Source organism: Verrucomicrobiota bacterium (assembly GCA_016871675.1).
Lineage (GTDB): Bacteria > Verrucomicrobiota > Verrucomicrobiia > Limisphaerales > VHCN01 > VHCN01.
Genome location: VHCN01000021.1, coordinates 1 through 26645, shown reverse-complemented (window position 1 = coordinate 26645; position 26645 = coordinate 1). Strand labels below are relative to the sequence as shown.

20 protein-coding genes are annotated in these 26645 nt (G+C 67.6%); 10 read left to right on the top strand and 10 right to left on the bottom strand.

Features of this window, described 5'->3' with window-relative positions:
- Positions 1-4: 4 nt before the first annotated feature.
- Positions 5-766 (bottom strand): SDR family oxidoreductase, encoded by a 762-nt coding sequence (locus tag FJ386_06785; protein MBM3876409.1) that lies wholly within the window; start codon positions 764-766, stop codon positions 5-7.
- A 94-nt stretch (positions 767-860) separates the two neighbouring features.
- Between FJ386_06785 and FJ386_06780 the strand changes: the two genes are divergently transcribed.
- From FJ386_06780 to FJ386_06770, 3 genes are all read left to right on the top strand, one after another.
- Positions 861-2207: a pyrrolo-quinoline quinone gene (locus FJ386_06780; protein MBM3876408.1), complete on the top strand. Its 1347-nt coding sequence runs from the start codon at positions 861-863 to the stop codon at positions 2205-2207.
- Between the two features lie 126 nt (positions 2208-2333).
- Complete coding sequence (locus FJ386_06775) at positions 2334-3710, top strand: Gfo/Idh/MocA family oxidoreductase (GenBank protein ID MBM3876407.1); 1377 nt, start codon at positions 2334-2336, stop codon at positions 3708-3710.
- A gap of 154 nt (positions 3711-3864) precedes the next feature.
- Entirely contained in the window at positions 3865-4830 is a 966-nt protein-coding gene (locus FJ386_06770) for an FAD:protein FMN transferase (GenBank protein ID MBM3876406.1), read from the top strand.
- Positions 4831-4843: 13 nt separating this feature from the next.
- Here the strand turns inward: FJ386_06770 and FJ386_06765 are convergent, their stop codons facing one another.
- On the bottom strand, positions 4844-7297 hold the full coding sequence (locus tag FJ386_06765) for a DUF1549 domain-containing protein (protein ID MBM3876405.1): 2454 nt from the start codon (positions 7295-7297) through the stop codon (positions 4844-4846).
- Between FJ386_06765 and FJ386_06760 the strand changes: the two genes are divergently transcribed.
- From FJ386_06760 to FJ386_06745, 4 genes are all read left to right on the top strand, one after another.
- Positions 7038-8582: a thymidine phosphorylase gene (locus FJ386_06760; GenBank protein MBM3876404.1), complete on the top strand. Its 1545-nt coding sequence runs from the start codon at positions 7038-7040 to the stop codon at positions 8580-8582. The two genes, FJ386_06765 and FJ386_06760, sit on opposite strands and share 260 nt — an antisense overlap.
- Before the next feature lie 355 nt (positions 8583-8937).
- On the top strand, positions 8938-12036 hold the full coding sequence (locus FJ386_06755) for a vitamin B12-dependent ribonucleotide reductase (GenBank protein MBM3876403.1): 3099 nt from the start codon (positions 8938-8940) through the stop codon (positions 12034-12036).
- Positions 12037-12171: 135 nt separating this feature from the next.
- Entirely contained in the window at positions 12172-12459 is a 288-nt protein-coding gene (locus tag FJ386_06750; protein ID MBM3876402.1) for a twin-arginine translocase TatA/TatE family subunit, read from the top strand.
- A 305-nt stretch (positions 12460-12764) separates the two neighbouring features.
- Entirely contained in the window at positions 12765-14120 is a 1356-nt protein-coding gene (locus FJ386_06745) for a preprotein translocase subunit TatC (protein ID MBM3876401.1), read from the top strand.
- 38 nt (positions 14121-14158) lie between these two features.
- Here the strand turns inward: FJ386_06745 and FJ386_06740 are convergent, their stop codons facing one another.
- The 4 genes from FJ386_06740 to FJ386_06725 form a co-directional block, all read right to left on the bottom strand.
- Entirely contained in the window at positions 14159-15238 is a 1080-nt protein-coding gene (locus FJ386_06740; GenBank protein MBM3876400.1) for a hypothetical protein, read from the bottom strand.
- A 131-nt stretch (positions 15239-15369) separates the two neighbouring features.
- Positions 15370-16584: a cysteine desulfurase gene (locus FJ386_06735; protein ID MBM3876399.1), complete on the bottom strand. Its 1215-nt coding sequence runs from the start codon at positions 16582-16584 to the stop codon at positions 15370-15372.
- Positions 16585-16599: 15 nt separating this feature from the next.
- Positions 16600-17058, bottom strand: a complete 459-nt coding sequence (locus FJ386_06730; protein MBM3876398.1) for an acetolactate synthase — start codon at positions 17056-17058, stop codon at positions 16600-16602.
- A 43-nt stretch (positions 17059-17101) separates the two neighbouring features.
- On the bottom strand, positions 17102-17713 hold the full coding sequence (locus tag FJ386_06725; GenBank protein ID MBM3876397.1) for a hypothetical protein: 612 nt from the start codon (positions 17711-17713) through the stop codon (positions 17102-17104).
- Between the two features lie 152 nt (positions 17714-17865).
- On the opposite strand from FJ386_06725, the gene FJ386_06720 reads away from it, so the two are divergent.
- Both FJ386_06720 and FJ386_06715 read left to right on the top strand, forming a co-directional pair.
- The gene (locus FJ386_06720) at positions 17866-21567 is read left to right on the top strand and encodes a PAS domain S-box protein (protein ID MBM3876396.1); all 3702 of its coding nucleotides are present in this window, start codon (positions 17866-17868) and stop codon (positions 21565-21567) included.
- 9 nt (positions 21568-21576) lie between these two features.
- On the top strand, positions 21577-22515 hold the full coding sequence (locus FJ386_06715) for a response regulator (protein MBM3876395.1): 939 nt from the start codon (positions 21577-21579) through the stop codon (positions 22513-22515).
- A gap of 42 nt (positions 22516-22557) precedes the next feature.
- Here FJ386_06715 and FJ386_06710 read toward each other — a convergent pair whose 3' ends face one another.
- From FJ386_06710 to FJ386_06695, 4 genes are all read right to left on the bottom strand, one after another.
- The gene (locus tag FJ386_06710) at positions 22558-23397 is read right to left on the bottom strand and encodes a hypothetical protein (GenBank protein ID MBM3876394.1); all 840 of its coding nucleotides are present in this window, start codon (positions 23395-23397) and stop codon (positions 22558-22560) included.
- A gap of 329 nt (positions 23398-23726) precedes the next feature.
- A complete protein-coding gene (locus tag FJ386_06705) occupies positions 23727-24041 on the bottom strand; it encodes a hypothetical protein (protein ID MBM3876393.1) in 315 nt (104 codons plus the stop codon).
- Between the two features lie 64 nt (positions 24042-24105).
- Positions 24106-24591, bottom strand: coding sequence for a metallophosphoesterase family protein (locus tag FJ386_06700; GenBank protein MBM3876392.1), 486 nt, complete (start codon positions 24589-24591; stop codon positions 24106-24108).
- Positions 24592-24601: 10 nt separating this feature from the next.
- On the bottom strand, positions 24602-25216 hold the full coding sequence (locus tag FJ386_06695) for a hypothetical protein (GenBank protein ID MBM3876391.1): 615 nt from the start codon (positions 25214-25216) through the stop codon (positions 24602-24604).
- Positions 25217-25315: 99 nt separating this feature from the next.
- Here FJ386_06695 and FJ386_06690 point away from each other — a divergent pair.
- On the top strand, positions 25316-26645 hold a 1330-nt coding region (locus FJ386_06690; GenBank protein ID MBM3876390.1), incomplete at its 3' end, for a hypothetical protein.

The window sequence follows — 26645 nt, the reverse complement described above, 5'->3', positions numbered from 1 at the left end:
GCTCTCACCCGCGCCAGCCTCCGTTGACTTCGAGCGTCTGCCCCGTCATGTAGCTCGACAGCGGCGAGCAGAGGAAGAGCGCGACGTTGGCGACTTCCGAAGTGGAACCAAGCCTGCCGAGCGGGATGTTTTTCAGCATCTCGGCGCGCACGGACTCCGGAATGGTCGCGGCCATCGCGGTGTCCACCACGCCGGGCGCGATGGCGTTGACGCGGATGCCGCGGCGCGCGGTCTCGCGGCTGAGCACGCGCATCATCGCCTGCACGCCGGCTTTCGCGGAGGCGTAGTTGGCCTGTCCGAAGAAGCCCTGGAGCGCCGCGATGCTGCCCAGGCTCACGATGGCGCCGCCGTCGCGCATCACTTCGAGGCCGAATTTGCAGCAATGAAAGACGCCCGTGAGGTTCACCCCCACCACCGCGTGCCATTCGTCGAGCGACATCTTGGAAAGGGTGCGGTCGCGGAGGATCGCGGCGTTGTTGACGAGGAAGTCGAGCCCGCCGCGCCGTTGCTTGACCGACTGCATCATGGCGCGTACCGCGTCGGCCACGGCGACATCGGCCGCGAATACATCCGCGCTGCCGGGCCGGGCCGCGTTCAATCCAGCGGCGATGCGACCGGCGTCCGCGCCCGTGGCGGCGAGGCCGGGATGATTGAGCACAATCGTCGCGCCCGCGGCGTGCAGCGTGCGCGCGATCTGCGCGCCGATGCCCTGGGATGCGCCGGTGACGAGCGCGACCGTGCCGGTGAGGTCGATGGCGATGCTCATGCGGGACGCCTGATGAAAGCCGAGCGATGTCGTGAATTCAACTGTTCTCCCCTGAATAGTTGCCAGCGCGGCGGCGCCCGCCTACAAGTCTGCCATGCACTCCTTGTTTCGCGCCTCGCGATGGATCGCCTTGCTGGTTTTGGTTTCGACCACCGCGCGCCTCGCGGCCGACGACTGGCCGCAGTGGCTCGGTCCGGGGCGCGACGCCGTGTGGCGCGAGCGGGGCATCCTCGAGCGCTTCCCAGCGGGAGGGCCGAAGGTCCGCTGGCGCGCGCCGGTCAATCCGGGTTTCTCCGGCCCGGCCGTCGCGGGAGGCCGCGTCTTCGTGACCGACCGCAAGCTGGCCAAGGGCGCGAAGGTGAACGAGGAGGATCCGTTCGACTTGAGCGTGGTGGCGGGCTCCGAGCGCGTGCTGTGTCTGGACGAGGGCACGGGCAAGCCGCTCTGGCAGCACGAATACTCGGCGGCCTACGGCGTAAGTTACAATTCCGGCCCGCGCGCCACGCCGGTGGCCGGCGGGAGCCGCGTGTTTACGCTCGGCACCGAGGGCGACCTGTTGTGCCTCGACGCGAAGGACGGCAGGGTCGTCTGGTCGCGGCAGTTCAAGAAGGACTTCGGCGTGAAGACGCCGCTGTGGGGCTTCGCCGCGCATCCGTTGCTCGACGGCGACAAGCTCATCTGCCTTGTGGGCGGCGCTGGCAGCGTGGTCGTCGCGTTCCACAAGGACACCGGCAAGGAACTCTGGCGCGCGCTCACGGCGAAGGATCCCGGTTATGCGCCGCCCGTGATCATCGAGTCCGGCGGGCGCCGGCAACTCATCATCTGGCATCCCGGCGCGCTCAGCGCGCTGGACCCGGCGACGGGGCAGGTGTTTTGGAGCGTGCCGCAGAACATCCGGCAGAACGTCTCCATCACCATGCCGCGCCACGCGGGCGACCTGCTTTACGTGTCCTCGTTCTACAACGGTTCGCTCATGGTGAAGCTCGACGCGCGCCAGCCCGCCGGCACGGTGCTGTGGGAGACGAAGAAGGTGAGCGAGAAGGACACCACGCACTTGAACGCGCTCATGACCACGCCGTTTGTCGAGGGCGGCCACATCTACGGCGTGTGCAACCACGGGCAGTTCCGCGCGCTCGACGCCACGACCGGGGGGCGCGTATGGGAAAACCTCGATCTCGTGGCCAAGGGCGAGGAACTCGAGTGCGGCAACGCGCACATCGTCAAGAACGGCGACCGCTTCTTCCTCTTCGCGGAGAACGGCGACCTCATCCTCGCCACGCTCAGCCCCGCGGGCGCGAAGGAACTCAGCCGCACCAAACTCATCGCGCCGACCTTTTCGTATCAGGGCCGCGACGTGGCGTGGGCGCACCCGGCGTTCGCCAACGGGCACATCCTCGCGCGGAACGACAAGGAGATCCTCTCCGTGGACTTGCGGAAGTGAGCCGCCCCGCGCGTCAGGGCAAGGTGCAGCTTGCCGACGCGCCGGAACACAAATTGCGGAGTTGACCGACCCCGGCATTGGGCTACGCTCGCTCGAAATCGCAGACATCCCAGCACCACTGCCATCATGAACTCGAATCCAACCCCCAGCTCCGGCACCCGCCGCGAGTTTTTTAAGACCGCCGCCGTCGCCGCCGCGTCCGTCGGCGTGCTCAAGACGCCGGTTTACGGCCAGAACCAAGCCCCGTCCGCAAACGTGAAGGGCGCCAACGACAAGGTCGCCATCGGCTACATCGGCATCGGCGGCTATCCTTCCAACTGCCCCGGCATGGGGCTTGGCCACATCCGCCAGCACGTTCCGAAGGCCGCGGAGCTCAACATCGGCATGGCCGCTGTGTGCGACCTGTGGACGGTCCGAAACGACAAGGCCAAGGAAGTCATCGGCAACGGTGCCGTGCAGACGTGCACCGACTACCGCCGCATTCTCGAGCGGAAGGACATCGACGCCGTGCTCATCGCCACGCACGACGTGTGGCACGCGCGTTGTTCCATCGAGGCGATGGAAGCCGGCAAGCACGTCTATTGCGAGAAGCCCATGACCCGCTACCTCGGCGAGGCGTTCGAGGTTTACGATGCGGTGCGACGCACGGGCAAAGTCTTCCAGGTCGGCGCGCAAGGCACCTCCGCCGGCGGCTGGCACGAAGCCGCGAAGATTATCAAGAGCGGCAAGCTCGGCAAACTCATCTGGGGCCGCGGCGCCTACCTGCGCAACAACCCGAAGGGCGAATGGAACTACTCCACACCCGACGGCGCGCAGAGCATTGACTGGAACGCCTGGCTCGGCCCGGTGAAGCACAAGCCCGCCAAGTTCAACGCCGACCACTTCTTCCGGTGGCGCAAACATTACCCGTATTGCGGCGGGTTGCTCAGCGACCTCGTCCCGCACCGGTTGCACCCGCTCATGCTGGCCTCGGGCAATCCCGAGTTCCCCCGCCGCGTCGTGTGCCTCGGCACGCGCCACGTCGAGTCGGACAAGAACACGCCCGGTGCCGAGATGCGCAGCGTGCCCGAATACGTGCAGCTCACCGCGGAGTTCCCGAGCGGCTACATGCTCGTCGTCAACTCCAGCTCCGTCAGCGGCAAGGTGCCGGGTTTCTCCATCTTCGGCCACAACGCCACGCTCGACCTGGCCGACCCCGGCAACGCCGTCGAAATGATCCCCGAGCGCCACAAGGCCGACGAACTCGACGCCATCTCGCTCAAGGGCCTCCAGCCCGAGAACCAGGTCGTCCACGCCAAGAACTGGCTCGACTGCATCCGCAACGGCGGCACGCCCAACGGCAACATCGACCTCGCCGTGAAGGTGCAGACCGTCATCTCGCTCGCCGAGATGTCCGACCGCCTCGGCGTGATGTGCTACTTCGACGCCAAGACCCGCAAGGTCACCGACGCCGCCGGCAAGGAAATCAAGGCGCTCACCTACGGCTCGACCAAGGAGTCGTAAGCACATCCCCTCTCACAACGGGCTTCGCGGTTCCGCCGCGAAGCCCGTTTTCCCTTTTCCCGACCCCCCGGTTGCCGCCGTCAGCCGTGCAACCGGCGATGCGCGGCCGGTCATTCTCCTTCACCCCTCATCCCTCTACCCGCATACTGCCCGCATGCCCCACGTCGCCCTCGCCCGTAACGCGATGGCGACGCGCTTTGAGATGATCCTCCACGGCGCGGACGAGTCCCGCCTGCGCGCCGCGGGCGAGGAGGCGCTCGCCGAAATCGAGCGCATCGAGGCGCAGCTCAGCTTTTACCGGCCGACAAGCGAGGTTTCACGGCTCAATGCGCATGCCGCGGATGCCCCCGTCCGCGTGGACCCGGAACTCTTCCGATTGCTGCGCCACGCCTTGCAACTCGCGCGCGAAACCGGCGGCGCCTTCGACCTCACCGTCGCCCCGCTCATGCGCGCGTGGGGGTTCACGCGCAGCACCGGGCAATGCCCCGACCCGCGCACGCTCGCCGAGGCGAAAGCCTGCACCGGCTGGCGGAATGTCGAACTCGACGAACGCGAGTCCACGGTTCGCTTCGCGCGCCCTGGCGTGATGCTCGACCTCGGCGCCCTCGGCAAGGGACATGCCCTCGGGCGCGCCGCCGAGATTCTCCGCGAGGATGGCGTCACGAGCGCACTGATCCACGGCGGCACCAGCACCGCGTGCGCGATTGGTTCGACTCCTGATGGCGAACCCTGGAAAGTCGCGATCGAACGGCCGCGTCCGCCCGGCACACCGCCGCCCGCCGGGCCCGCGGGCCTGCTCGCCACCGTTCCGCTGCGCGACGAGTCCCTCTCGGTCTCAGCCGTGTGGGGCAAATCCTTCACCGTGGACGCGCGCGTCTTTGGCCACGTGATCGACCCGCGCACGGGCGAGCCGGCGCAGGGCGCGTTGCTGGCTGCCGTCGCACTGCCTTCCGCGGCGGAAACAGATGCGTTCTCCACCGCACTGCTTACGGCCGGCCCGCAGGGTCACGATGCCCTCGCCGCGCTCCGGCCGGGAATGAAAACGTTGCTCCTCACCGAATGCCGCAGCGGGGGTGGACTGGCCGTCGCCTCGAAGGGAATCGAGACCAGCCCCGGATAAACCCGCCGCGGACTCACGGGCGCATCACGAATTCCTTCGCATTGAGCAGGCCCCACGCGATGTCCTCGAGCGCGGCGCGGCGGTCCTTCGAGCGCTCGAGGTGCGCGACGCCCGCGGCCACCTCGCGGTCGGTCGGCGGCCGGCTCAACGCGTTCCAGTAAAGTTCGTCGAGCAGTTCGCCCGGAGAACGGCCCGCTGCGAGGAGCGCGCCCATCCGGTTGTCCGGCGCGGTGAGCAGCGCGTTGATGCCCGGACCGGAGATGAAGTGAAACGCCTGCGCCAGCGTCGTCCCGCCCGAGCGCTCGCATTCGCAGGTGAGCAGGCGCATCGGCTTGCCGAACACGCGCAGGAACTGGTCATCCATCGTGTCGCGCCGGAGCCGCCGCTGCGCCGTGGTCACGCCGGGCAGTTGCGACGCGCGCAGGCCGTCCGGGTAACCGCTGAACTTCGACGCCACGCCAAGCGCGAGATGTTGCGCGTCGAGCAACGGCTCCGCCGCGAGCCGCCGCGGGATCGAGTGCGAGTAATTGACCTCGTCCTCGGCGTTGGTGTCGTTCGTATCGCTTGAAAGCTGGTAGGCGCGCGAGTTGATGATGAGCCGGATGAGCCGGCGCAGGTCGAACCTTCCCGCGACAAAATCCTTCGCCAGCGCGTCGAGCAGCGCCGGGTGGGACGCGGGATTCGTTGGTCGGAAATCATCAATCGGGTCCACGAGCCCGCGGCCCATGAGGTGGAACCACACGCGGTTGACTTGGGCCTTCGCAAAGCGCGGGTTGTCCGCGCTCGTCAGCCACGCGGCGAGCGATTCGAGGTAATCGGCCCCGGGTCCGGCGTCTTGAGTCCCGGGTTGCGGCGCGGAGGCGCCGAGGAACTTCGGCGCGGCGTCCCGGCCGGTGCGGGCGTTCTTCGTTGCGCCCTCGCGCGCCATCACGACCATCTGCTCGCCGATGAACTCGTGCGAGTCGAGCCGGTCGCGTTTGTTGTTCTCGAGCACGCGGTATTGCACGCGAGAGAACAGGCCGGTCCAACCGTAGTAATCGTCCTGCGTCCAGCGGTCGAAGGGGTGGTTGTGGCATTGCGCGCACTGGAGCCGCGTGCCGAGAAACACCTGCGCCGTGGCTTCCGCGCGCGAGACGGGATCGCGCAGCGCGCGCAGGTAGTTGCCCGCGGGTTGCGAGTAGGTGCTGCCGCGCGCCGCCACGACCTCGCGCACGAACTGGTCCACAGGTTTGTTCTCCGCCACGGCCTGCCGGATCCAGTGGTGGAAATTCTGCACGCCCTTCCGGTCGAGCGATTTTTCCTCCACACGCAGCAGGTCCGCCCACTTGAGCGCCCAGAAGTCGGCGAACTCGGGCCGTTCGAGCAGCGCATCCACGAGCCGCGCGCGCTTGTCGCGCCGGCGGTCGCCGAGGAACGCCTTCGCCTCGTCCGCCGTCGGCGGCAGGCCGAGCAGGTCGAGGTGCGCGCGGCGAAGGAACACCGTGTCGCTGCACAGGCCGGACGGGTTGATGCGGAGCTGGCGCAGCTTGGCCAAGACGTGGTCGTCAATGAAGTTGTTGCGCGGCGGATGGCTCCACGCGAAGCCCGGCCGCGCCGGCACGAACGCGAGCCGCACGGGCGCCTGCTGGTCGAGGAACCGCACGTTCACGGTCACTTCGCCGGGCTTGTCCTGGCGCACGAGTCCCTCGCGGGTGATCGTGGCCGTCGCGCTGGAGGATTCGTAAACCGCGAGCGCGCCCACGTCGCGCTGCGAGCCGTCGCTGAACACGGCGCGTGCGTGAATCTGCGCCTCGCGTTCCGGCTCCACGAGGATGCGCTCGACGGGCGTGACTCCGAGTCGCGCGAGCCGCGGCGCATCCGGCGGGTCCGCCGGCACTCCCGCGGCGATCCATCGGAGGATGACGGCGTGCTCTGGCGAATTGGTGGCAAAGCGCAGCCCGCCCTCGTGCGCGACCTGCATGGTGGGCTTGAGCAGCAGCAGGCTCCGCCCCGGGTCGAGCGGATTCGCGCGGCGCGCGAACACCTCGCGCGTGAGCACGCCGAAATCGTAGTCCGCGTCTTCGCCGCGCAGCGAGAGCTTGAAGCCGCCCTTGCCGTTTGCGTTGCCGTGGCACGTGCCCTGGTTGCAACCGGCCTTCGAGAGCACGGGCTGGACTTCGTTGCGGAAGGAAGGCGCCAAAGCATCTCCCGCAAGCGCATTGCGCGCAATGCCGAGGACGAACAGCGAACCCGTGCAGCAAGCGAGCCATCGCGCGGAGCATCGGGCGCGACAGCGCGGCGCGGCGGCGGGGGTTGGACGGCTTGCGCGTGTGTTCAGCGGGGCGGACTGTAGCCGCCGCCTTGCCAACGCGGAAGCGTCAATTGCGCCCGGCATGACCGGCGATCGGATTGGCCGTTGGACATTGGACTTTCGCCGTGTTCCACTCGATGGCACGCACGAGTTGGACATGAGCTTCCTCTCCCTCATCGAAGCCAAGCGCGACGGCCAGGCGCTCACGCCGGAGCAGATCACCAGGTTCGTGCGGGAGTTCGCGGCGGGCGGGATTCCCGACTACCAAATGTCGGCGATGCTGATGGCCGTGTTCTTCCGTGGAATGACCGCGGACGAAACGCGCTCCCTCACGCTCGCCATGCGCGACTCGGGCGAGGTGTTGAAGTGGCCCTCGGACCCGCGGCCCGTCGTGGACAAGCACTCGACCGGCGGCATTGGTGACAAGGTTTCGCTCCCGCTCGCGCCCCTGCTCGCGTGTCTTGGCTTCCGCGTGCCGATGATCTCCGGCCGCGGGCTCGGCATCACGGGCGGCACGCTCGACAAGCTCGAGAGCATCCCGGGGTTGACGACGCAACTCGGCCCCGCGCGCCTCGTGGAGCAGACGCAACGCATCGGCGTCGCGATGGGCGGACAGACGGCGACGATGATTCCCGCGGACAGGCTGCTCTACGCGTTGCGTGATGTGACGGCGACAGTGCCCAGCATCCCGCTCATCACGGGCTCCATCCTCTCGAAGAAACTCGCCGAGGGACTCGACGCGCTCGTGATGGATGTGAAGTTTGGCGCCGCGGCCTTCATGAAAACGCGCGAGGAGGCGCGCGACCTCGCGCGCTCGATCGTTTCGCTCGCGAACGACTGCGGCGTCCGCACCCGCGCATTGCTCACGGACATGGACACGCCGCTCGGCCGCTCGGCCGGCAACTGGCTTGAAGTGAAGGAAGCCATCGCCTGCCTCGAAGGCCGCGGTCCGCAGGACTTGCGCGAACTCGTCGTCGAGTGCGCGGCGCACCTGCTCGTGCTCACACAGCGCGAGCGCGAACTCGAACCGGCGCGCGCCGCCGCCGCGACCAGACTCGCCTCGGGCGGGCCGCGCGCGAAGTGGAACGAACTCATCGAAGCGCAGGGCGCCGACCTGCGGGCCTTCGAAAGGAAGCTCGCGCTGGATCACGCCGCGCCTGTCCGGGTTGAGTTGAAGTCCGGTTCCGCGGGATTCGTCACGCGATGCGAGGCGCGGGTTGTCGGCGAGATGGTGCGCGACTTGGGCGGCGGCCGACTCACGAAGGAATCGACGATCCAACCGGACGTCGGAGTGGACCAGCTTGCAAAGCCAGGTGACCGCATTGAACCGGGCTCCATCCTTGCGCGAGTGCACGCGCGGACGCGTGACGACGCAGCATGCGCTTTGCAACGGCTTCGTGCGGCGATCGAACTCGCGGACGAACCACCCAGCGCGACCCCGTTGGTCGTGGAAGTTCTGTGAATTCGCACCGTCATTGGCCTCGGAACGAAGCCGGACGAAGTTGTCCGGCGGGCGTCGCACTTGTTCGCACCGGGGTTGTTCACGGATGTGAACAACCGTTGCGAAATCCGGATTGAGCCTCGAAACCATCGAGGTTTCCGTGAGAATAAGTTCTTTGTAACTTTTTTGGAAAAAACTCTTGTAGGCTCAACCTGTAGTGGTAGTCTCGCCGGCGCTCCCCCACGGGATGGGGTTGGGAGAGAGTTCGAACCCTGCCGCACTCTTTGGGGAAGCTGTCGCCTTGTTGGATTTGCGGGCTGGAATGCGCCGCGACGGGCGACCGACAAGAACCAAAAACTTCCAACCCGTCACCGCCATGATTGACACCCGCGACGCCCTCGTGTCTTCGTCTCCAACGGCCCGCCGCCGCCGTACTACTGCCGCCGACGTGTCCACCACTCGAAACAAACCCGCCGCCAGTCCGAGCCGCAAACTCATGCGCGTCGAGCGTGTGTTCAGCGACGCGCGCACGGCGCCGTTCGACCAGATCGAGTGGAGCAAACGCACCGCCGAAATCACCGACGACACCGGCAAGACGATTTTCCGCCAGGAGAACGTCGAAGTCCCCGCCTCCTGGTCGCAGCTCGCGACGAAGGTCGTCTGCTCCAAATACTTTTACGGTGACATTTCGAAGTCCGAGCGCGAGCACTCCGTCAGGCAGCTCATCCACCGCGTCACGCGCACACTGGCGGACTGGGGCGTGAAGGACGGCTACTTCAGCAAGGCCGACGGCGAGGTGTTCTACGACGAACTCACGTGGCTGTGCGTGAACCAATATGGCGCGTTCAACTCCCCGGTCTGGTTCAACGTCGGGCTCTATCACGAATACGGTGTCGGCAAGACGTCCGGCATGGGCAACTGGTTCGTGAACCGGAAGACGTGCGTGGCCGAGCGCGCCCGCACGCAATACGAATACCCGCAGGGCAGCGCATGCTTCATCCAGACGGTCGAGGACAACATGGAGTCCATCATGCACCTCGCCCACTCCGAGGCCATGCTCTTCAAGCTCGGCTCCGGCACCGGCACCGACCTGACGCCGATTCGCAGCTCGCGCGAAAAGCTCTCCGGCGGCGGCAAGCCGAGCGGACCCCTTTCCTTCCTCCGCGTGTATGACCAGGTCGCGAACGTCGTGAAGTCCGGCGGCAAGACCCGGCGCGCCGCGAAGATGAACACGCTCCGCGACTGGCACGGCGACATCGAGGAGTTCATCGACTGCAAGCAGAAGGAGGAGAAGAAGGCGTGGGCGCTCATCGAGCAGGGCTATGACGGCAACTTCAACGGCGAAGCCTACGGGTCGGTGATGTATCAGAACGAGAACCTCTCCGTGCGCGTGAGTGACGAGTTCATGAACGCCGCGCTCAACGGCAAGGAGTGGTGGACCCGCTCCTGCACGACGGGCAAGCCGATCCAGAAGAAGGACGCGTCAGCGCTCCTCGAGAAAATCGCCGAGGGCACGCACATCTGCGGCGATCCCGGCCTGCAATACGACGGCGCCATCCAGAAGTGGCACACCTGCAAGGGCACCGAGCCGATCCACTCGACCAACCCGTGCAGCGAATACGTGTTCCTCAACAACACCGCCTGCAACCTCGCCTCGCTGAACCTCATGAAGTTCAAGCGCGAAGACGGCTCCTTCGACGTCGGGCGCTTCAAGGCCGCCGTCCGCATCTACATCACCGCGCAGGAAATCCTCGTGGACAACGCGAGCTACCCGACGAAGGAGATCGCCGAGAACTCACACATCTTCCGCACGCTCGGGCTCGGCTTCGCCAACCTCGGCTCGCTCTGCATGAGCTACGGGCTGCCTTACGACGGCGACGAGGGGCGCGCGCTCGCCGGCGCCATCACCGCCATCATGACCGGTCACGCCTACGAGCAGAGCGCGGAAATCGCGGCGCACCTCGGCGCGTTTCCCGGTTATCGCGAGGCGCGATGCGCCGGTGTGCCCAAGCCCGCGGCGAAGGACAACGTCGCGTCCACCCTCGGCGTCATCAAGCTGCACCGCGACGCCGTGGAGGAGATTCATCCGAGCGCCGAATTCGGTTACCTGAAGGACGAGGCCCGCCGCTGCTGGGACCGCGCCCTCGCGCGTGGCAGGCAGGTCGGCTACCGCAACGCGCAGGTCACCGTCCTCGCGCCCACGGGCACCATTGCGTTCCTCATGGATTGCGATACGACCGGTGTCGAGCCCGACATCGCGCTCGTGAAATACAAAGTCCTCGCCGGCGGCGGAAACTTGAAGATCGTCAACAACACCGTTGGCGCCGCGCTCAATCGGCTCGGCTATTCCCAGTCCGAAATCGAGGGCATCATTGCCCACGTCGGCAAATTCGACACCATCGAGGACGTCGAGGAAAACGGCCAGACCGTCCGCAGCGGGCTCAAGCCCGAGCACCTGCCCGTGTTCGACTGCGCGTTCCAGGCCGCGCGCGGCAAGCGCAGCATCCACTACATGGCCCACCTGCGCATGATGGCCGCCGCGCAGCCCTTCATCTCCGGCGCCATCTCCAAGACCGTGAACCTTCCGCGCGAGGCGACCGTGGCCGACATCCGCGACGCTTACGTGCAGGCATGGAAGATGGGCCTCAAGTGCGTGGCCATCTACCGCGACGGCTCCAAGCGCTCGCAGCCACTGAACACGAAAGCCGGCGGCGACGGTGGCGAGCGATCCGCCGCGGCCGTCGAACTCGAGCAACTCAAGGCGCGCGCCGCGGAACTTCAGGCCGACCTCGACAAACTCCGCGCCGCGAGTGCGCAGCCGTTGCGCCGCAAACTGCCGGAGACGCGCATGGCGCTGAACCACAAGTTCGACATCGCAGGCCACGAGGGCTACCTGACCGTCGGCCTCTTCGAGAACGGACAGCCCGGCGAAGTCTTCATCACCATGGCCAAGGAAGGCTCGACCATCGGCGGCCTCATGGACTCCATCGCCACGCTCACGAGCATGGCGCTGCAATACGGCGTGCCGCTCGAGGCGCTCGTGAAGAAGTTCAGCCACCAGCGTTTCGAGCCGAGCGGCTTCACCAAGAACCCCGACATCCGGCAGGCCAGCTCGATCATTGACTACGTTTTCCGCTGGATGGCGTTTCAATTCCTGCCGGGCTACCGCGAGCAACACCTGTCCAACCACGGCCAGCAGGAACTCCCCATACCCGGCCTGCGTGAGACGCTCGCCAAGAGCATCAACCGCCCTTCGCCCGAGCTGCCGCCCACCGGCGACACCGACATCCTCGTCAACTCCGTCACGGATGATTCCGTCGAAGTCACCGCCAGCCGCGCCATCGCCTCGCTCAGCGACGCCGTGCGACACTTCATGCACGACGCGCCGACGTGTCCGAAGTGCGGCCACCTCGCCGTGCGCAACGGCGCGTGCTTCAAGTGCCTCAACTGCGGCGAGAGCCTCGGTTGCTCCTGAGCGCCGCCCGGCCCCCTGGACGGGACCCGGACGGCGTTGGAGACGCCGTCTTGCCGCTGGACAGCCTGAATAGCCCGGACTAGTGTCCGGTCGAAACGAACGCCCGGCATGTCGCCGGGTGAAAGAGAAACACCTATGATGAACCCAACACTGGCATTGATGGGGTTGACCGGCACGGAGTTGCTGGTCATCGCCGTCGTGGCGCTGGTCATATTCGGCGCCAACAAAATCCCCACGTTCATGAAGGGGCTAGGCCAGGGCATCAAGGAGTTCAAGAAGGCCTCCAGCGACGTTCAAAGCGAACTGGAGCGCTCCATGCACGAGGAACCTCCACGGCGCAGCCCGCCCTCGAGTCCGACTGCCTCGTCAGCGCCCCCGGGTGCTGCACCGAGCCAGCCTTCGACTCCTGCGCCCAAAGCCTGAGGCACGCGTCAGTAACAGGATAGTAGTGTGCCATGGCTCACGACGAGGCGAACCCTCAGTCGACTGAACGGGATCCGATCCAACCTGCGCGAGGCCTAGACAACGCATCGTCCTCGCCCGCGCCGGTTCTTCCCTCGGAAACGACCGCCCCAACGGCGGTTCCGCGAACAGGTGACGTGTCGCCCCCCGCCGACGCGATGCCTGCGGCGGAACCTCTGTCCCCCATCCCGGCGGAACCCGGCGCGGCGCAGCCAACCGCAGAAGCCACCGCGACCCCGCCCGCCGAAACTTCGGCAGCGGCCCCCTTGGATTCGCCGCAAGATACTTCACCCGCCGCCGCCGTCGTCGACGGTGGGGAACTCGCGACCGCCCAAACCGCCGACACCGCAACCACCGATTATCATCATCTCGACCCGCATCACGACCCGCATCACGACCCGCATCACGACCCGCATCACGACCCGCATCACGACCCCTACCACGACCAGTATCACCACGACGAATACCACCACGATTATCACGCCAACGACGGTGGTTCGGGTGGCGGCAGCGGTGGCAGTGACGCGCCCGCGCCCGCGGACGAACCCGACCCGCTGCACGGTCCCGAGACCGAGGAGGGCGGCGGACCGGTCAAGTCCTTCCTCGAACACCTCGAGGACATGCGGTGGGTCATCATCAAGTGCGTCACGTCCGTCGCCGTCGCGATGGTCGTGTGCCTGCTGGCGGTGCCGCAGATTGTCGCGCTCATGTCGTGGCCGCTCGACCGCGCGGCCCAGCTCGAACTCGCGTTCCTGCCCACCAGCTCCGGCAAGCTGGTGGACGTGATGGCGGGCGACCAGCGCCTCTGGTCATTCCGTTTGAAGGGTGGCGAACCCGCCGGACTGCCCCTCGGCACCAACAAGCACGTCGCCTTCGAACTGATCACGGTGACCGTCGGCACCAACCAGGTGCTCGCGCTCAAGCCGCGCGCGGACCTTCCGCCGCTCAAGCCGCTGCCCATCGTGTTCCAGTCGCCGATGGAGCCGTTCTTCTCCTCGCTCAAGATCGCGTTCTTCGGCGGGTTCCTCCTCGCGTGCCCGTTCGTGCTGTTCGTGATCATCGACTTCGTGATGCCCGCGCTGCGGGTGAAGGAGAAGAAGTATTTCCTGCGCGCCTTCTGGGTGAGCGTGGCGCTGTTCATCATTGGCGTCACGCTGTGCTACTTCCTGCTGCTGCCGCTCGGTCTCAAGGCCGCCGAGAGCTACGCCAACTGGATGGGCGCGGAGTTCCTGTTCTGGCGCGCGGAGGATTACTTCGGCTTCGTGGTGAAATTCCTGCTCGCGATGGGGCTGGGCTTCGAGATGCCGGTGGTGCTGCTCGCGCTGGTGAAGATCGGCGTCCTCGACTACGGCAAGCTCGCCGCGTTCCGGCGCTACATGATCGTGGTGAACTTCGTCCTGGCCGCGATGCTCGCGCCCGAGGTGGTCACACAAATCATCATCTTTTTCCCACTCCAACTCCTCTACGAGCTGACGATCTGGGCCGCGTGGTTCATGGAGCAGAAAGACCGCGGCAAGGCCCGCAAGCGCGCCGTGATGGTCGTCGGCGGAATCCTCCTGCTGGCTGAACTGGTCTGGCTGTTCATCCAATTCGGCCTGCCGTGGCTGAAGGCTCAGTCGTAGCGCCACCCGCGGCGCTGCCAAACGGGGCCACGGCAGCCTCAATGCGCGTAGAGGTCGCGCGGCGAGCGCACGCGCGTCTGCATCAGCTTCACGTAGGGCATCGCCCGCTGGATGGCGCCCTGCTCGGATTGCCCCGGAAAATCCGAAAGCATCACGCGCACGGCCGCCATCGCCTCGCCGTTGCGGTCGTGCAAGGGCAGCGTCACCTGCACGAACTTGCGGCCGCGCCCGAACAGGATGACGTCCTTCGCGATCACGTCGCGCTCGAGCTGGTCCGCCCCGCGGCCGAGTTCCGTTTCGTCGTTGCTCGCGATGAGCCGCACGTCGTCTGACCCGGGCACGGGCGGCGCGAAGAGCTTGAGCCCGACGAGCCGCGGGTTGTCCTTCACAATGTCCCGCAATGCGACCTGGGCCACGGATTCGCGCGGCGTGTAGCTCACCGTCGCGTCCGTGAAGTGGCTGACCGCGTCGGACTTGGTCCAGAAGCCGAGCGCGCCCGAGGAGAACTTCGAGTTGAAGAGGTCGGGAAACACCTGCTGGCCGTTGAAGGAGCACCGGATCTGGTTGCCCTTGCACTCCACGCTCAACGAGTGCCACACGCCGGAGGCCACCGGCATGTTCGTCACCACGTCCGGGATGTAGTCGCCGTTCTGGAAGACGAGCAACCGGATCGTGTTCCCAAGCCCGCTCGCGCGGAGGCAATAGAAGTTCTTCTCGTCCTGCGCGCGGAAGACGATGCCCGCCATCCGTTCCTTGTCGCCCTCCACGAGCTTGAAGCGCGTGGTGAACTTGAAATCGCCAAACGACGCGCCTTCGCGCAGCAACACGCAGAAGCGCTCGCGGTCCGGCGGACCCTCGCCCGTCGTGTCGCGCGACGTCTGCGCGAGCACCGGGCGGCGGTCGGTCACGTTGTCCGCGGGGGAGAATCGCTTCTGCTCCGGCGGGACGATGTCCGACACGATGCGCCAGTCTCCCGGCTTGCCGATGCTGGGCACGCCGCTGCGGAACCCCCGGACCGGCGCGCCCACGGCCATGCGGGAGAAATCAAACTCCAGCTCCGCAGCACCCGCGGCGAGCGCGGCGAAAACAATGAACCCGGCGGACAAGTATCGAGCCATGTGCGGCCAGCGTAGCAAAGTCCGCCCGCGCGACAAGCGGGGAAGTGGCGGGTTGCGGGTCGCCGGCATCCGCGGCGTTGGACTGTGGACCGTCAGGGCCGTTCAAACCGAACGCGACAGACGCGCCCGCTTCAACCCATCCGCCCCTCGTCCCACTGCGGTGACATCGCGCGCAGCTTCGCCACCACGCCGGGGAAGACCTCGAGAAACCTGTCCACGTCCGCCTCGGTGCTCGGCGGGCCGAACGATACGATCACCGCCGCCTGCGCCCGGGCGTGCCCGATGCCCATCGCCTGCAATACAGGCGATGTCCGCAGTTCCTTGCTTGCGCAAATCGTCCCGCCCGACACCGCGACGCCCTGGAAATCCAGCAGCAACATGAGCCCCTCGCCCTCCGTCGCCTCGACGCTGACGTTGAGATTCGAGGGCAGCCGCCCCGGACCGGGCGCGGGCCCGTTGAGCTGCACGCGGGCCACCGCGGATTGCACGCCGCGCCACAACTTCTCCTGCAACCGCGCCGCGTTCGCAGCCCGGTTCGAGCGTTGTTTCGAGGCGATTTCGCAGGCCACGCCCGCGCCGACGATGGCCGCGACATTTTCAACCCCCGCGCGCAAACCGCCCTCCTGCGCGCCCCCGTGGATGAGGCTCGCGAGTTTCACCCGCGCATCGCGCACGAGCACGCCGACGCCGCGCGGCCCGCCGAAGCGGTGCGGCGAAAACGACATCAAGCCCGCGCCCATCGCCTGCACGTCGAGCGGCAGCCAGCCCGCGCTCGACTCGGCATCCACGAAGAACGGCGCGCCCGCCTTTGCCGCGAGGCGGCCGACCTCGGCGCACGGTTGGATCGCTCCCGTGTCGTGGTTCGCGTGGTGCAACGCCACGAGCACAGTTTCCCGCGTGATCGCGGCGCCGACCGCGGCCGGGTCGACGATCCCCTCGGCATCCGTCCCGACGCGTGTCGCGGTGAACCCGTGGGATTCGAGGAACGCGACCGACTGGATCACGGCCGGATGCTCGGTCGCGGAAACCACCAAATGCCCTGCGCGCCGGCGGACCGCCCACGCAACGCCTTTCACGGCGAGGTTCGCCGACTCCGTGCCGTCGCTCGTGAAGAGAACGTCGCCCGGCGAACGGGCGTTGACGAACGCGGCGACCTGCTCGCGCGCGGTGTCGAGCGCGTCGCGCGCCCAGAGGCCAAGCCGGTGGAGTGAGGAAGGATTGCCGAAGTCCGCGCCGAGGAACGGCTCCATGGCCGCGCGCACCTCGGGCAGCAACGGCGTCGCGGACTGGTGATCCAGCACCACGCGCGGCCCCACGGTCGGCGGCGGGGAGGTCGGCTCGCTCATCGCTCGGCGGCGGCGTTAGCGGGAGATTTCGCCCTGATGCAGCACGCGGAACTGGTGGCGCGCGAGCGCGGACTCGGCGAGCTCGCGATCCTCGAGGCTCAACGCCAGCGTGGTCTTGCCGCCGGGCCGCGCGAGGAACGCATAGAGATAGTTGATGTTGATCTCGGTCTCGAGCAGGACCTGCAGCGCCTCGTGCAATTGCGTCACCGCGTCCATCTCGAACACCAGCACCTCGCTCTCGGTGAACGCAAAGCCGTCCTCGCGCAGGACGGACCGCGCCTTGGCGGGATCGTCCACGATGAGCCGGAGGATGGCGCTGTCGGTGGTGTCCAGCACCGTGATGGCGAGGACGTGCACGTGATGCTCGGCGAAGTGCTGGATGAGGTCGTGGAGCCGGCCCAGTTTGTTCGCGGTGAACACCGAAAACTGCACCACCGGCTCGCTCGGCCGCAGCCGGAGGGTCTCGGTCGCCATGGCGCAAGCTTCGGCGAAACGCGGGCCGTTTGCACGCCGAAATCTAGCCGCGCGCACTGTCCTGCTCGACGCGGACCCGCGCCCGCGCGGCTTCGAGCATGAGCGCGCAGGGTTCGAGGCAGGGAATCAGGCTCTTGCCCGCGTCACCATCGGCCGGCGCGGATGGAGCGCACCAAAGCCGGCGCTTGAGACAGCGGGCCGGGGCGCAAGTCTCCGCCACCAACGCCGCGAGTGACGGCCCTCCCAGCAGGGTCGTGATGCGATACATCCCGCTCTGCCGCGCGGTGAACTCTGTCCAGTTCGTGACCGGCACGTCCGCCGCCGTGGACGCAAACCAGTCCGCAACCGCCCCCGGATAGAGCCGGTCGAGCGCGACGCCGAGTTCGCCCGCGTCGCGCACAAGAATCCTCCAGCCGCGACGCAGCGTGGGCGCGGACTTGAGCGGGCGGAAATCGCCGCCGACCGCGGCCTGCGCGAGGTCGCGGGCATTCCACGCGGACACCCGTTCAAGGGCTTCCGCAGGCGTGTCCCGGTCGTCGGCGTGACGCACCTCGAACCCGGTGGCCTCGCGCCGGACGCGCACCTGCGCGACGACGCGTTCACCGCCAAGCCGGGCGACGAAGGCGGCGAGTGCGGGATTCTCGAAAGCGCTCACGGCCCAAGCGTAGGCGCGCGGCGCCAGAATGCGAGGCTCGCGAGGCGGCGCGCGGTGTTTGGAATTGCGGGAAACCGCGCCTCGCTTTACCAAGGTGCCGCACGCGACGGCGCGGGTCGGTGCCGTCGCAGCAACCCGGTCCATTCACCACGATGAAGCTGGACGTCAAAAGCGGTTCGCTCGCCGGCATCGGGCTGGTCTTCCTTGTCCTCGTCGCCGTCCTCGTGCTGACAGGGTGGTTCCTGGACATCACGGCGCTCAAGACGCTGCTTCCGGGGCTCGTGACGATGAAGGCCAACACCGCCGTCGGCTTCATCTTCGCCGGGCTGTCCCTGTGGCTCCTGCAACAGCAGCCGGTGGACTCGCGCCGCCGTCAATCGGCGCTCGTGCTCGCCCTCGGTGTCTTCGCGCTCGGCAGCCTCACGCTCGCGGAGCACCTGTTCGACGTGGACCTGCGGATTGACCAGTTGTTCTTCCGCGACACAGACCCGGAGGACAAGCTGCCTCCCGGCCGGATGTCGCTCAGCTCGGCCGTGGGCCTGATGTTGAGCGGCGCGGCGATCCTGCTGCTGGGCGAAGTGGCGCGGTTCCGGATGCGCCCGGTGATCGCAGGATTTCTGGCGGCGGCCGTTTTGGCGCTCGGCGCGGTGGCGTTCGCGGGCTTCGTGATGGAAGTCCCCGGGGCGGCCGGCTGGGGAAGCCTCACACGGATGACCGTGCACACGTCCGTGTGCTTCATGGTGCTCGCCTTCGGCGTGATGGCCATCGCCTACAGGGAAAGCCGCGAGCAGACATCGGACGTGTTTGGCTGGCTGCCGTTCCTCGTCGCGTTCGCGGTGCTGCTCGCCACGCTGTTGCTGTGGCAGGGCTTGAGCACGGAAGACCTGCGCCACATCCAGGGCACGGTCTCGCTCGTCGCCCGCAACACGCAGACGCAAATCAAGTCGCAGGCGCAGGTGCGCCTGCAATCCGTCGAGCGCCTCGCGCGCCGTTGGGAGACGCAAGCCGGCGCCAACCGCCAAGACTGGGAATACGACTCGCTGCTGCTTCAAAACCACTATCCGGACTGCCAGAGCATCGCGTGGCTGGACGTGGGGAACCGCGTCCAATGGATCGTCCCGGGCGAGGGCAACGAGGCGCTGCAAAACCTGCAGATCGACGCCGACCGCACGCTCAAGACGGGCCTGAACCGCGCGCAAATCCAGCGCTCGCTCGTGCTCACGCGGACGCTCGACCTGATGCACGGCGGCCGCGGCTTCTACGCCATCGTGCCGGTGTTCGTGGAGGACCAGCCCCGCGGCTCGATCGTGGCGGCGTTCCGCTGGGGCGAACTGCTCGACACCACGCTCGCCGAGGCGCTCCGCGGTTACTCCGTCGTGTTGTGGGACGGCGCCGAGGCAGTTTACCGCCGCACGCAATCCGACCGCGACCTGGAGGACTGGACGAACATCATCGACCTGTCGCTGCGCGGCATGCAGGGCTTCGCCTGGACGCTGCACGTCTGCCCCAAGCCGGAAACGCTCGAGGTCGCGCGGTCCGGCCTGCCGGCGATGGTGCTCGTGGCCGGCGCGTTGCTGGCGTTGCTGATGGGCCTCGCGGTGCAGTTCGGCCGCACCGCCCGGCTGCGCGCGCGGGAAAGCGAGGCAAGCAACCGCGCGCTCGAATCGCAGATTCTCGAGCGTCGGCGAATCGAGGAGGCGTTGCGCGCGAGCGAGGAGCACTTCCAGCTCGCGGTGCGCGGCTCGAGCGACGGGCTGTGGGATTGGGACCTCGCGCGCGGGTCGGTCTATTTCTCGCCGCGGTTCAAGGAACTGCTGGGCTTCGCCGACAACGAGATGGCGAACGACTTCGCCGCGCTCGAGACACGGCTGCATCCCGACGACCGCGAGCGGGTGCTGCTCGCGTTGCGCGGGCACTTCGACCGCTCGACTGCCTACGATGTCGAGCACCGGCTGCGCACGCGGTCGGGCGAGTTCCGCTGGTATCGCGCCCGCGCCGAGGCCACCCGCAACGCCGACGGCAAACCCGTCCGCATGGCCGGCTCGCTCATCGACATCCACGACCACAAGCTCGCGCAGGAGGCGCTGCGCGAAAGCCAGGAGCGCCTGCAGGCCGTGCTCGACAACTCGTCGGCCGTCATCTACCTCAAGGACACCGAGGGCCGCTACCTGCTCATCAACCAGCGGTTTGAGCGCCTCTTCAACGTCACCCGCCGCAAGATCGTCGGCACCACCGACACCGCGTGGTTCCCGAAGGACGTGGCGGACGCCTTCCGCACGAACGACCTCAAGGTGATCGAGACCGAGTCCGTCATGGAGTTCGAGGAAACCGCGCCGCACGAGGATGGACCCCACACTTATATCTCCATCAGGTTCCCGCTGCACGACGCCGCGGGCCGCATTTACGCCGTGGGCGGCGTCTCCACGGACATCACCACCCGCAAGCTCGCCGAGGACGCGTTGCAACGCGCGCACGACGAACTCGACCAGCGCGTCCGCGACCGCACGGCGCAGCTCCAGCGGGTGAACCAGTCGCTCGTCGAGGAAATCACCGAGCGCAAGCACGCCGAGGCGCTGCTCAGCGGCCAGAAGCGCGTGCTCGAGATGATCGCCACCGGCTACTCGCTCAACTACATCCTCGACGGCCTCTGCCGCGTCATCGAGGAACACTCCAACGGGATGCTCTGCTCGGTGCTGTTGCTTGAGGGCGACCCGCGCCGCCTCCATCACGGCGCGGCGCCGAGCCTGCCGAAGGACTACTCGGACGCCCTCGACGGGCTGGCCATCGGCGAGCACGTCGGCTCGTGCGGCACCGCGGCCCATTGTGAAAAGCTCGTCGTCGTCAGCGACATCGCCACCGACCCGCTGTGGGTGGACTTCAAGGACCTCGCGCTCAAGGCCGGCCTGCGCGCGTGCTGGTCGTCGCCCATCTTCTCCGGCGCGGGCAAGGTGCTCGGCACCTTCGCGTGCTACTACCGCGAGCCGCGCTCGCCCGACCCGGCGGACTTCCACCTGATGGACATGGCGATCCGGCTCGCGGCCATCGCCATCGAGCGCAAGCGCGCCGAGGCCGACCTCAAGCAGCTCAACGAGGACCTTGAGGCCCGCGTCACCACGCGCACCGGCGAGCTCGAGTCCGCGAACAAGGAGCTCGAGGCCTTCTCGTATTCTGTCTCGCACGACCTGCGCGCGCCGCTGCGGCACATCGACGGCTTCATCGACCTGCTGCAACGCGGGGCCGGCCCGGCGCTGGACGACCGGAGCCGCCGTTACCTGACTGTCATCGCCGAGAGCACGCAGCAGATGGGCAAGCTCATCGACGACCTGCTGGCCTTCAGCCGGATGGGCCGCGCGGAGATGCGCGCCACGCGTGTGCGCGTGGCCGAGCTCGTCGAGGCGGCGCGGCGGGAGTTCGAGCTGGAGACGCGCACGCGCGACATCGAATGGCGCGTCGGCGTGCTGCCCGACGTGCAGGCCGACCCGGCGTTGCTGCGGCTGGTGCTCATCAACCTCGTCGGCAACGCCGTGAAATACACGCGCACCCGGGCGCGGGCCGTGATCGAAGTCGGCGCGATGCCGGACACGGCGACCGAGCACGTGCTGTTCGTGCGCGACAACGGGGTGGGATTCGACATGCGCTACGCGGACAAGTTGTTCGGCGTGTTTCAGCGGCTGCACCGGGCCGACCAGTTCGAGGGCACGGGCATCGGGCTGGCCAACGTGCGCCGCATCATCGCCCGCCACGGCGGCCGCACGTGGGCCGAGGGCGCGGTGGACCACGGCGCGACCATCACCTTCACGTTGCCCAGGCAGCAGCCCGTCGCGGAAGAATTGTTCGTGAAGTCCGCGGCTTGATCGCGCAGCATGATTCCGTTGAGGGAACGCCGGCACACCACCGCACCCAGTCCGCACACACGGGCCGGGTTGAAGCGCATCCTCTTGGTCGAGGACAATCCCTACGACGTGGAACTCGCCCTCGCCGCGCTCGAGGAGCAGCGCCTCAACTCGCAGGTCGCGGTGACGCACGACGGCGTGGACGCGCTGGATTATTTGCACGGCCGCGGGCGCTTCGAAGGAGACGGCAGTGCGCTGCCCGCCGTGGTGCTGCTCGATTTGAAGATGCCGCGCATGGATGGACTCGAGGTGCTCGGGCATCTCAAGAGCGACCCGGAATTGTGCCGCGTGCCGGTCGTCATGCTCACCTCCTCGCGCGAGGAACGTGACCTCGCCCGGAGTTACGAGCTCGGCGCCAACGCCTACATCGTCAAGCCCGTGGACTTCACAGAATACGTCCGCACCGTGAAGGACCTCGGCCGTTTCTGGGCCGTGCTCAACGAACCGCCGCCGCCCGTCGCGGGCGCTCCGGCGCCCGGCGAACCCGCCCTGCCGCACAAGGCCAAACGTCCGTGGGGCCACGGCGAATGCGTGCTCGTCGTGGCCGACGAGGTCGCCATGCGCGAGATCATCCAGGCCACGCTCGAGAAACACGGCTACCGCATCCTCACCGCCCACGACGGCACCGAGGGCCTCTCCGCCTTCATGCGCCACCGCGCCGAGATCAGCGTCATCATCACCGACATGATGATGCCCATCATGGACGGCGCCGCGCTCATCCGCGCCCTGCTCAAGGTGGACCCCGCGACCAAGCTTGTGGCCATCAGCGGCCTCATCGAGAACGAGAAGGTCGCCGGACTCGGCCGCCCCGGCCAGATTGTGTTCATGCAGAAACCCTTCACCACCGAGAAGCTCCTCGTCACGATCAACGACCTCCTCTCCGCCCGCGTCCGCACCCCGGCGACCTGAGTCCTTCCGGCGGGTCCGGTTCAACTCCGCCCCCTCCTTCGCTCACGCCACGAGCTTCTGGAATAGATCCGTCAACCAGCGCTCCGCGTAGTGTGCCGCCAGCCACACCAGCGCCATCCCCGCCACCGGCGCGAAATCCACCCGGCCCGCCCGCAGCGGCGCGCGATGCAGCGGACCGAGCAGATGCTTCGCGCTCGACTCGACCCATTTCCACACCGCCGCCTCGCCAAAGTAAATGTAGGAACTCACCACCGAGGCGGACAGCACCGCCACGATGGGAATCTTCCACGAGAGCACCGCGCCGCCGCCCAGCACCAGCCCCTGCAGCCACACGCGCGAACCCGCCGCCGCCGGGATGGCGCCCGCCCCCGCGAGCGCGCCGTGCGCGAGCCACCATGCCACCGCCACCGCCGCCAGCGCCGCCGCGAACTTCGCCACGGACGGCAGGCGGTCCACCCAGCCGAGATGCAGCCGCACGAGCCGCTGCACAGGGTCGTGCGGTGGCGCCGGGCCGTTCACGAGCGAGAACAGCACGAGCCAGAAATGGAACACGAGCCAGAACGCGGCGAACCCGAGCCACGAGCAGCCGAGCGCCGCGGACAACGAGTCCACGCGCAGGTTCACCACGATCACGCCGAGCTGGAGTTGCGGTGTCCAGTTCACCGCGCCGCCGAGCTGCGAGTAAAGATACGCGCGAGAGAAAAGCACCGCCGCCAGCGCGATCAGCCACGACCACCGCCGCCGGTCGGGCGCGTCCGCCCGGCGCAGCGTCGAGCGCAGCGAAACCGACGCCGCCTCGGGACCGGCGGGAAACCACGACGCCCGGAATCCGATCCAGAGGCAGAGGCAGGCCAGGTTCAGCAGGAAGTCGATCAGTCCCATGAATCGACGCCATCGTGAAGTGGCCCGCTGGAATCGTAAAGCGCCGACCGCTCACGCCGGCGCTGAATCAGGATGGACCGGGAGTTCGGGGACGTGCGCCTGCCTCCGCAGCACGAATTCCTTCGCGTTCAGCAGACCCCACAACACATCTTCCAGCGCGCCGCGGCGGTCCTTTGCGCGGGCGACGCGAGCGAGCGTCCCGTCGAGCTCCGCAGCCTCCGGGGCGCGCGATGGTGCCGACCAGCACAGCTCGACGAGAATCTCGCGGCCGGACCGGCCTGCAGCGAGCAGCCGGCCGATGCGGTTGTCCTTGCGCGCGACAAGTTCGTTCAGCGACGGACGCCTTCGTGCGCGATGCCCTGCGTGGCCTTGAGCAGCATGAGGCTCACGTCGGGCGCGGAGGGATTGAGGCGGCGCGCGAACTGGTCGCGGGTGAGCGCGGCAAAGTCGAGGTCGGGGTCCTGCCCGCGGAGCGAGAGCTTGAAGCCGCCCTTGACGTTCGCGTTGCCGTGGCAGGTGCCGGCGTTGCAGCCGGCCTTCGAGAGCACGGCCATCACGTCATGGCGGAACGACACTTCGCCCCCGCGCGCGGTGAACACGCAGCACGCGAGCGCGAGCGCGCCGTGGATCGTGAGCCGGGACATCATCGGAGCCTTCGACGCGCGGACTGTGGGGCGTATGCGATCCGATGGGATGGATCGATTCCGGTCAATCCCGGGCAGGCCCGCGGTTGGGCAGTTCCTTGAACTCGGCCCGCACACCGTCGGCGGACACGCGCAGCAACGCGACCGAGCGCGGCATGTTGAAACGCGGCCTGCCTGCGTAGCCGGGATTCAGATAGAGGCGGCCGTCGCGCGCTTCGTTCAGCGGCGTGTGCGTGTGGCCGAAGACGACGACATCGGGCCGGAGCTTCGCGATGCGGCCATGGACCGCGGCGCCCGCGTCCGCGAGGTCCACGATGTGATGCACGAAGAATTTCCGCCCGGCGAGCGCGAGGATTTCCGTCTCCCGCCAGCCGCCATCGGTGTCGGTGTTGCCGAGGACGGCCGTGACCGGTGCGATGGGCTCCAGCTCTGCGATGACTGCGGGGGAGCCGATGTCGCCGCCGTGGAGGATGTGCTCGACGCCCTCGAAGAGCCCCGCCACCGCGGGATCGAGGTAGCCGTGCGTGTCCGAGATGACGCCGATCAACATCAGGCAACCCTCACGCCTTCTGTTCCTCCTTCGCCGGCTCGCCTTCGGGCGCGGATTCCTCGGCTTCCTCGGGTTCGGGCGCCTCGGCTTCGGTGGCTTGCAGCGTCGAGGCGATCAACGCGGTGAACAGCCCGCCGCCAAGCAGCGTGTTGCGCAGGAACGTCCACGTCTCCGGCCAGCCTGTCGTGCCCGTCGTGAGCGCGCGAATCCAGTCGCCGAGCGTCTTCGCGTATTCCGGATTCTGCAGCCACGCCGCGGTGTTCGTGACGAGATAAAAAATCAGCGCGCCGAGCACGCCGCCGCCGATGAGTTTGCCGGGGTGCGCCCGCGGGTCAAAGCAGCGGCCGAGCAGAAAGATGCCCGCATACGCGAGGTAGTTGACCGCCTGATAATCACTGAACAGCGACTCGGTGCGATAGTGGAAGCGATTCAGCGCGAGGTCCGTGCCGACCATCACGCCGAGCACGAGCCACCACGGCAGCCGGCGCGGGAACGCCGCCGCGCAGAATACCAGCGCGTAAGCCATGCTGAAGTTCGGCAGCTTGAGCAGGTCCGGCCACCGCAGGAGCGCGAACAGCGTGAGCAGCGCCGCCGCAGGCCAGTGTTGTTTGAGTCGGGCCTTCAACGCGTCGCACTCTACCGCCGCGGAATTCCCGTTGCCAATCGCCAAGTGCGGACGGACTTCGGATTGACCCTCCGGGCCGCGAGCCTATTGTCGGCTCGTATGGGCCCCGCGATTTCCCTTCTGCCCGCGCTCGCCATTGCATTCTCTGCTTCGCAATCGTCCGCGCAGACTCCCGCGCCCTACTCGCCCGCGAAGTCCGGCTTCGACTTCCCCATCTACACCAACCACCCGCCCGGCAACACGCTTCCCAATGACCCCGTCCGCCGCGGGGCCACCACGCCGCCGCTGCATCCGGACGAGACGCGCAAGCTCATCCAGGTGCCGCCCGGCTTCGAGGTGCGCGTGTTTGCCAGCGAGCCGATGGTCGTCAACCCCGTCGCGATGACGTGGGACGAGCGCGGCCGTCTGTGGGTGCTCGAACTTTACGAATACCCACGCGGCGCCAAGCCCGGCGAGAAGCCCCGCGACCGCATCAAGATTCTCGAAGACACCGACGCCGACGGCGTGGCGGACAAGGTCACCGTGTTCGCGGACGGCTTCAACCTCGCCACCGGGCTCGCGCTCGGCAACGGCGGCGTGTATCTCGGCGCAGCGCCGAACCTCTATTTTCTTCAAGACACGAACGCGCCCGCAGGCTCCGGCGCGGGCGCGTTGCAGAAGGCGAACAAACAAACCGTGCTGCTCACGGGCTTCGGCCTCGAGGACCGGCACGAGCTGCTCAACGGCTTCGCGTGGGGCCCGGACGGCTGGCTCTACATGACGCACGGCGTCTTCACTCGCTCGAAGGTCCGCGACGCGCACGACCCCGACGGCTTCGGCGTGCAGATGGACGCCGCGCTCGCGCGCTTTCATCCGCGCACGAAGAAGTTCGAAGTCTTCGCCGACGGCACGAGCAATCCGTGGGGCGTGGACTGGAACGAACGCGGCGACGCGTTCGTGAGCGCGTGCGTCATCCAGCACCTCTTCCACATGGCGCCTGGCGGCCAATACAACCGGCAGGGCGGCACGTGGGCCAATCCCTTCGGCTACGTCGGCGACCTGCCCACCAAGGGCCTGCCCGCGGTCGTGGACTGGCGGCATTACCGCGCGGCGCACGCGGGCATCTGCATCTATCAGGGCGACCAGTTTCCGCCCGAGTGGCGCGGGCTCGTGATGCTCGGCAACATCCACCAGAACGCCCTCAACTGCGACCGCCTCACGCCGCTCGGCTCGACCTATCGCGCGGAGAAGGAAAGCACGCTGCTCGGGCCCGCGGGCGAGGCGTTGCGCGCGAAGACCGGCGCGACCATCAAGCAGGGCGAGGAATGGCGGCACGTCGGCCCCGGCAACTTCCTCGTGAGCGGCGACCCGTGGTTCCGGCCGGTGAGCGTGCAGACCGGTCCCGACGGCGCGCTGTGGGTGATGGACTGGTGCGACCGCTATCCCTGCT

Excerpts from the sequence above, each read along its gene's own strand:
- FJ386_06715 (MBM3876395.1), top strand. The coding sequence starts at position 21,577 with ATGATTCCGTTGAGGGAACGCCGGCACACCACCGCACCCAGTCCGCAC.
- FJ386_06775 (MBM3876407.1), top strand. The coding sequence starts at position 2,334 with ATGAACTCGAATCCAACCCCCAGCTCCGGCACCCGCCGCGAGTTTTTT.
- FJ386_06750 (MBM3876402.1), top strand. The coding sequence starts at position 12,172 with ATGATGAACCCAACACTGGCATTGATGGGGTTGACCGGCACGGAGTTG.
- FJ386_06765 (MBM3876405.1), bottom strand. The coding sequence starts at position 7,297 with ATGAGGGAGAGGAAGCTCATGTCCAACTCGTGCGTGCCATCGAGTGGA.
- FJ386_06770 (MBM3876406.1), top strand. The coding sequence starts at position 3,865 with ATGCCCCACGTCGCCCTCGCCCGTAACGCGATGGCGACGCGCTTTGAG.
- FJ386_06760 (MBM3876404.1), top strand. The coding sequence starts at position 7,038 with ATGCCGAGGACGAACAGCGAACCCGTGCAGCAAGCGAGCCATCGCGCG.
- FJ386_06780 (MBM3876408.1), top strand. The coding sequence starts at position 861 with ATGCACTCCTTGTTTCGCGCCTCGCGATGGATCGCCTTGCTGGTTTTG.
- FJ386_06705 (MBM3876393.1), bottom strand. The coding sequence starts at position 24,041 with ATGTCCCGGCTCACGATCCACGGCGCGCTCGCGCTCGCGTGCTGCGTG.
- FJ386_06740 (MBM3876400.1), bottom strand. The coding sequence starts at position 15,238 with ATGGCTCGATACTTGTCCGCCGGGTTCATTGTTTTCGCCGCGCTCGCC.
- FJ386_06735 (MBM3876399.1), bottom strand. The coding sequence starts at position 16,584 with ATGAGCGAGCCGACCTCCCCGCCGCCGACCGTGGGGCCGCGCGTGGTG.
- FJ386_06730 (MBM3876398.1), bottom strand. The coding sequence starts at position 17,058 with ATGGCGACCGAGACCCTCCGGCTGCGGCCGAGCGAGCCGGTGGTGCAG.
- FJ386_06720 (MBM3876396.1), top strand. The coding sequence starts at position 17,866 with ATGAAGCTGGACGTCAAAAGCGGTTCGCTCGCCGGCATCGGGCTGGTC.
- FJ386_06700 (MBM3876392.1), bottom strand. The coding sequence starts at position 24,591 with ATGTTGATCGGCGTCATCTCGGACACGCACGGCTACCTCGATCCCGCG.
- FJ386_06785 (MBM3876409.1), bottom strand. The coding sequence starts at position 766 with ATGAGCATCGCCATCGACCTCACCGGCACGGTCGCGCTCGTCACCGGC.
- FJ386_06710 (MBM3876394.1), bottom strand. The coding sequence starts at position 23,397 with ATGGGACTGATCGACTTCCTGCTGAACCTGGCCTGCCTCTGCCTCTGG.
- FJ386_06755 (MBM3876403.1), top strand. The coding sequence starts at position 8,938 with ATGATTGACACCCGCGACGCCCTCGTGTCTTCGTCTCCAACGGCCCGC.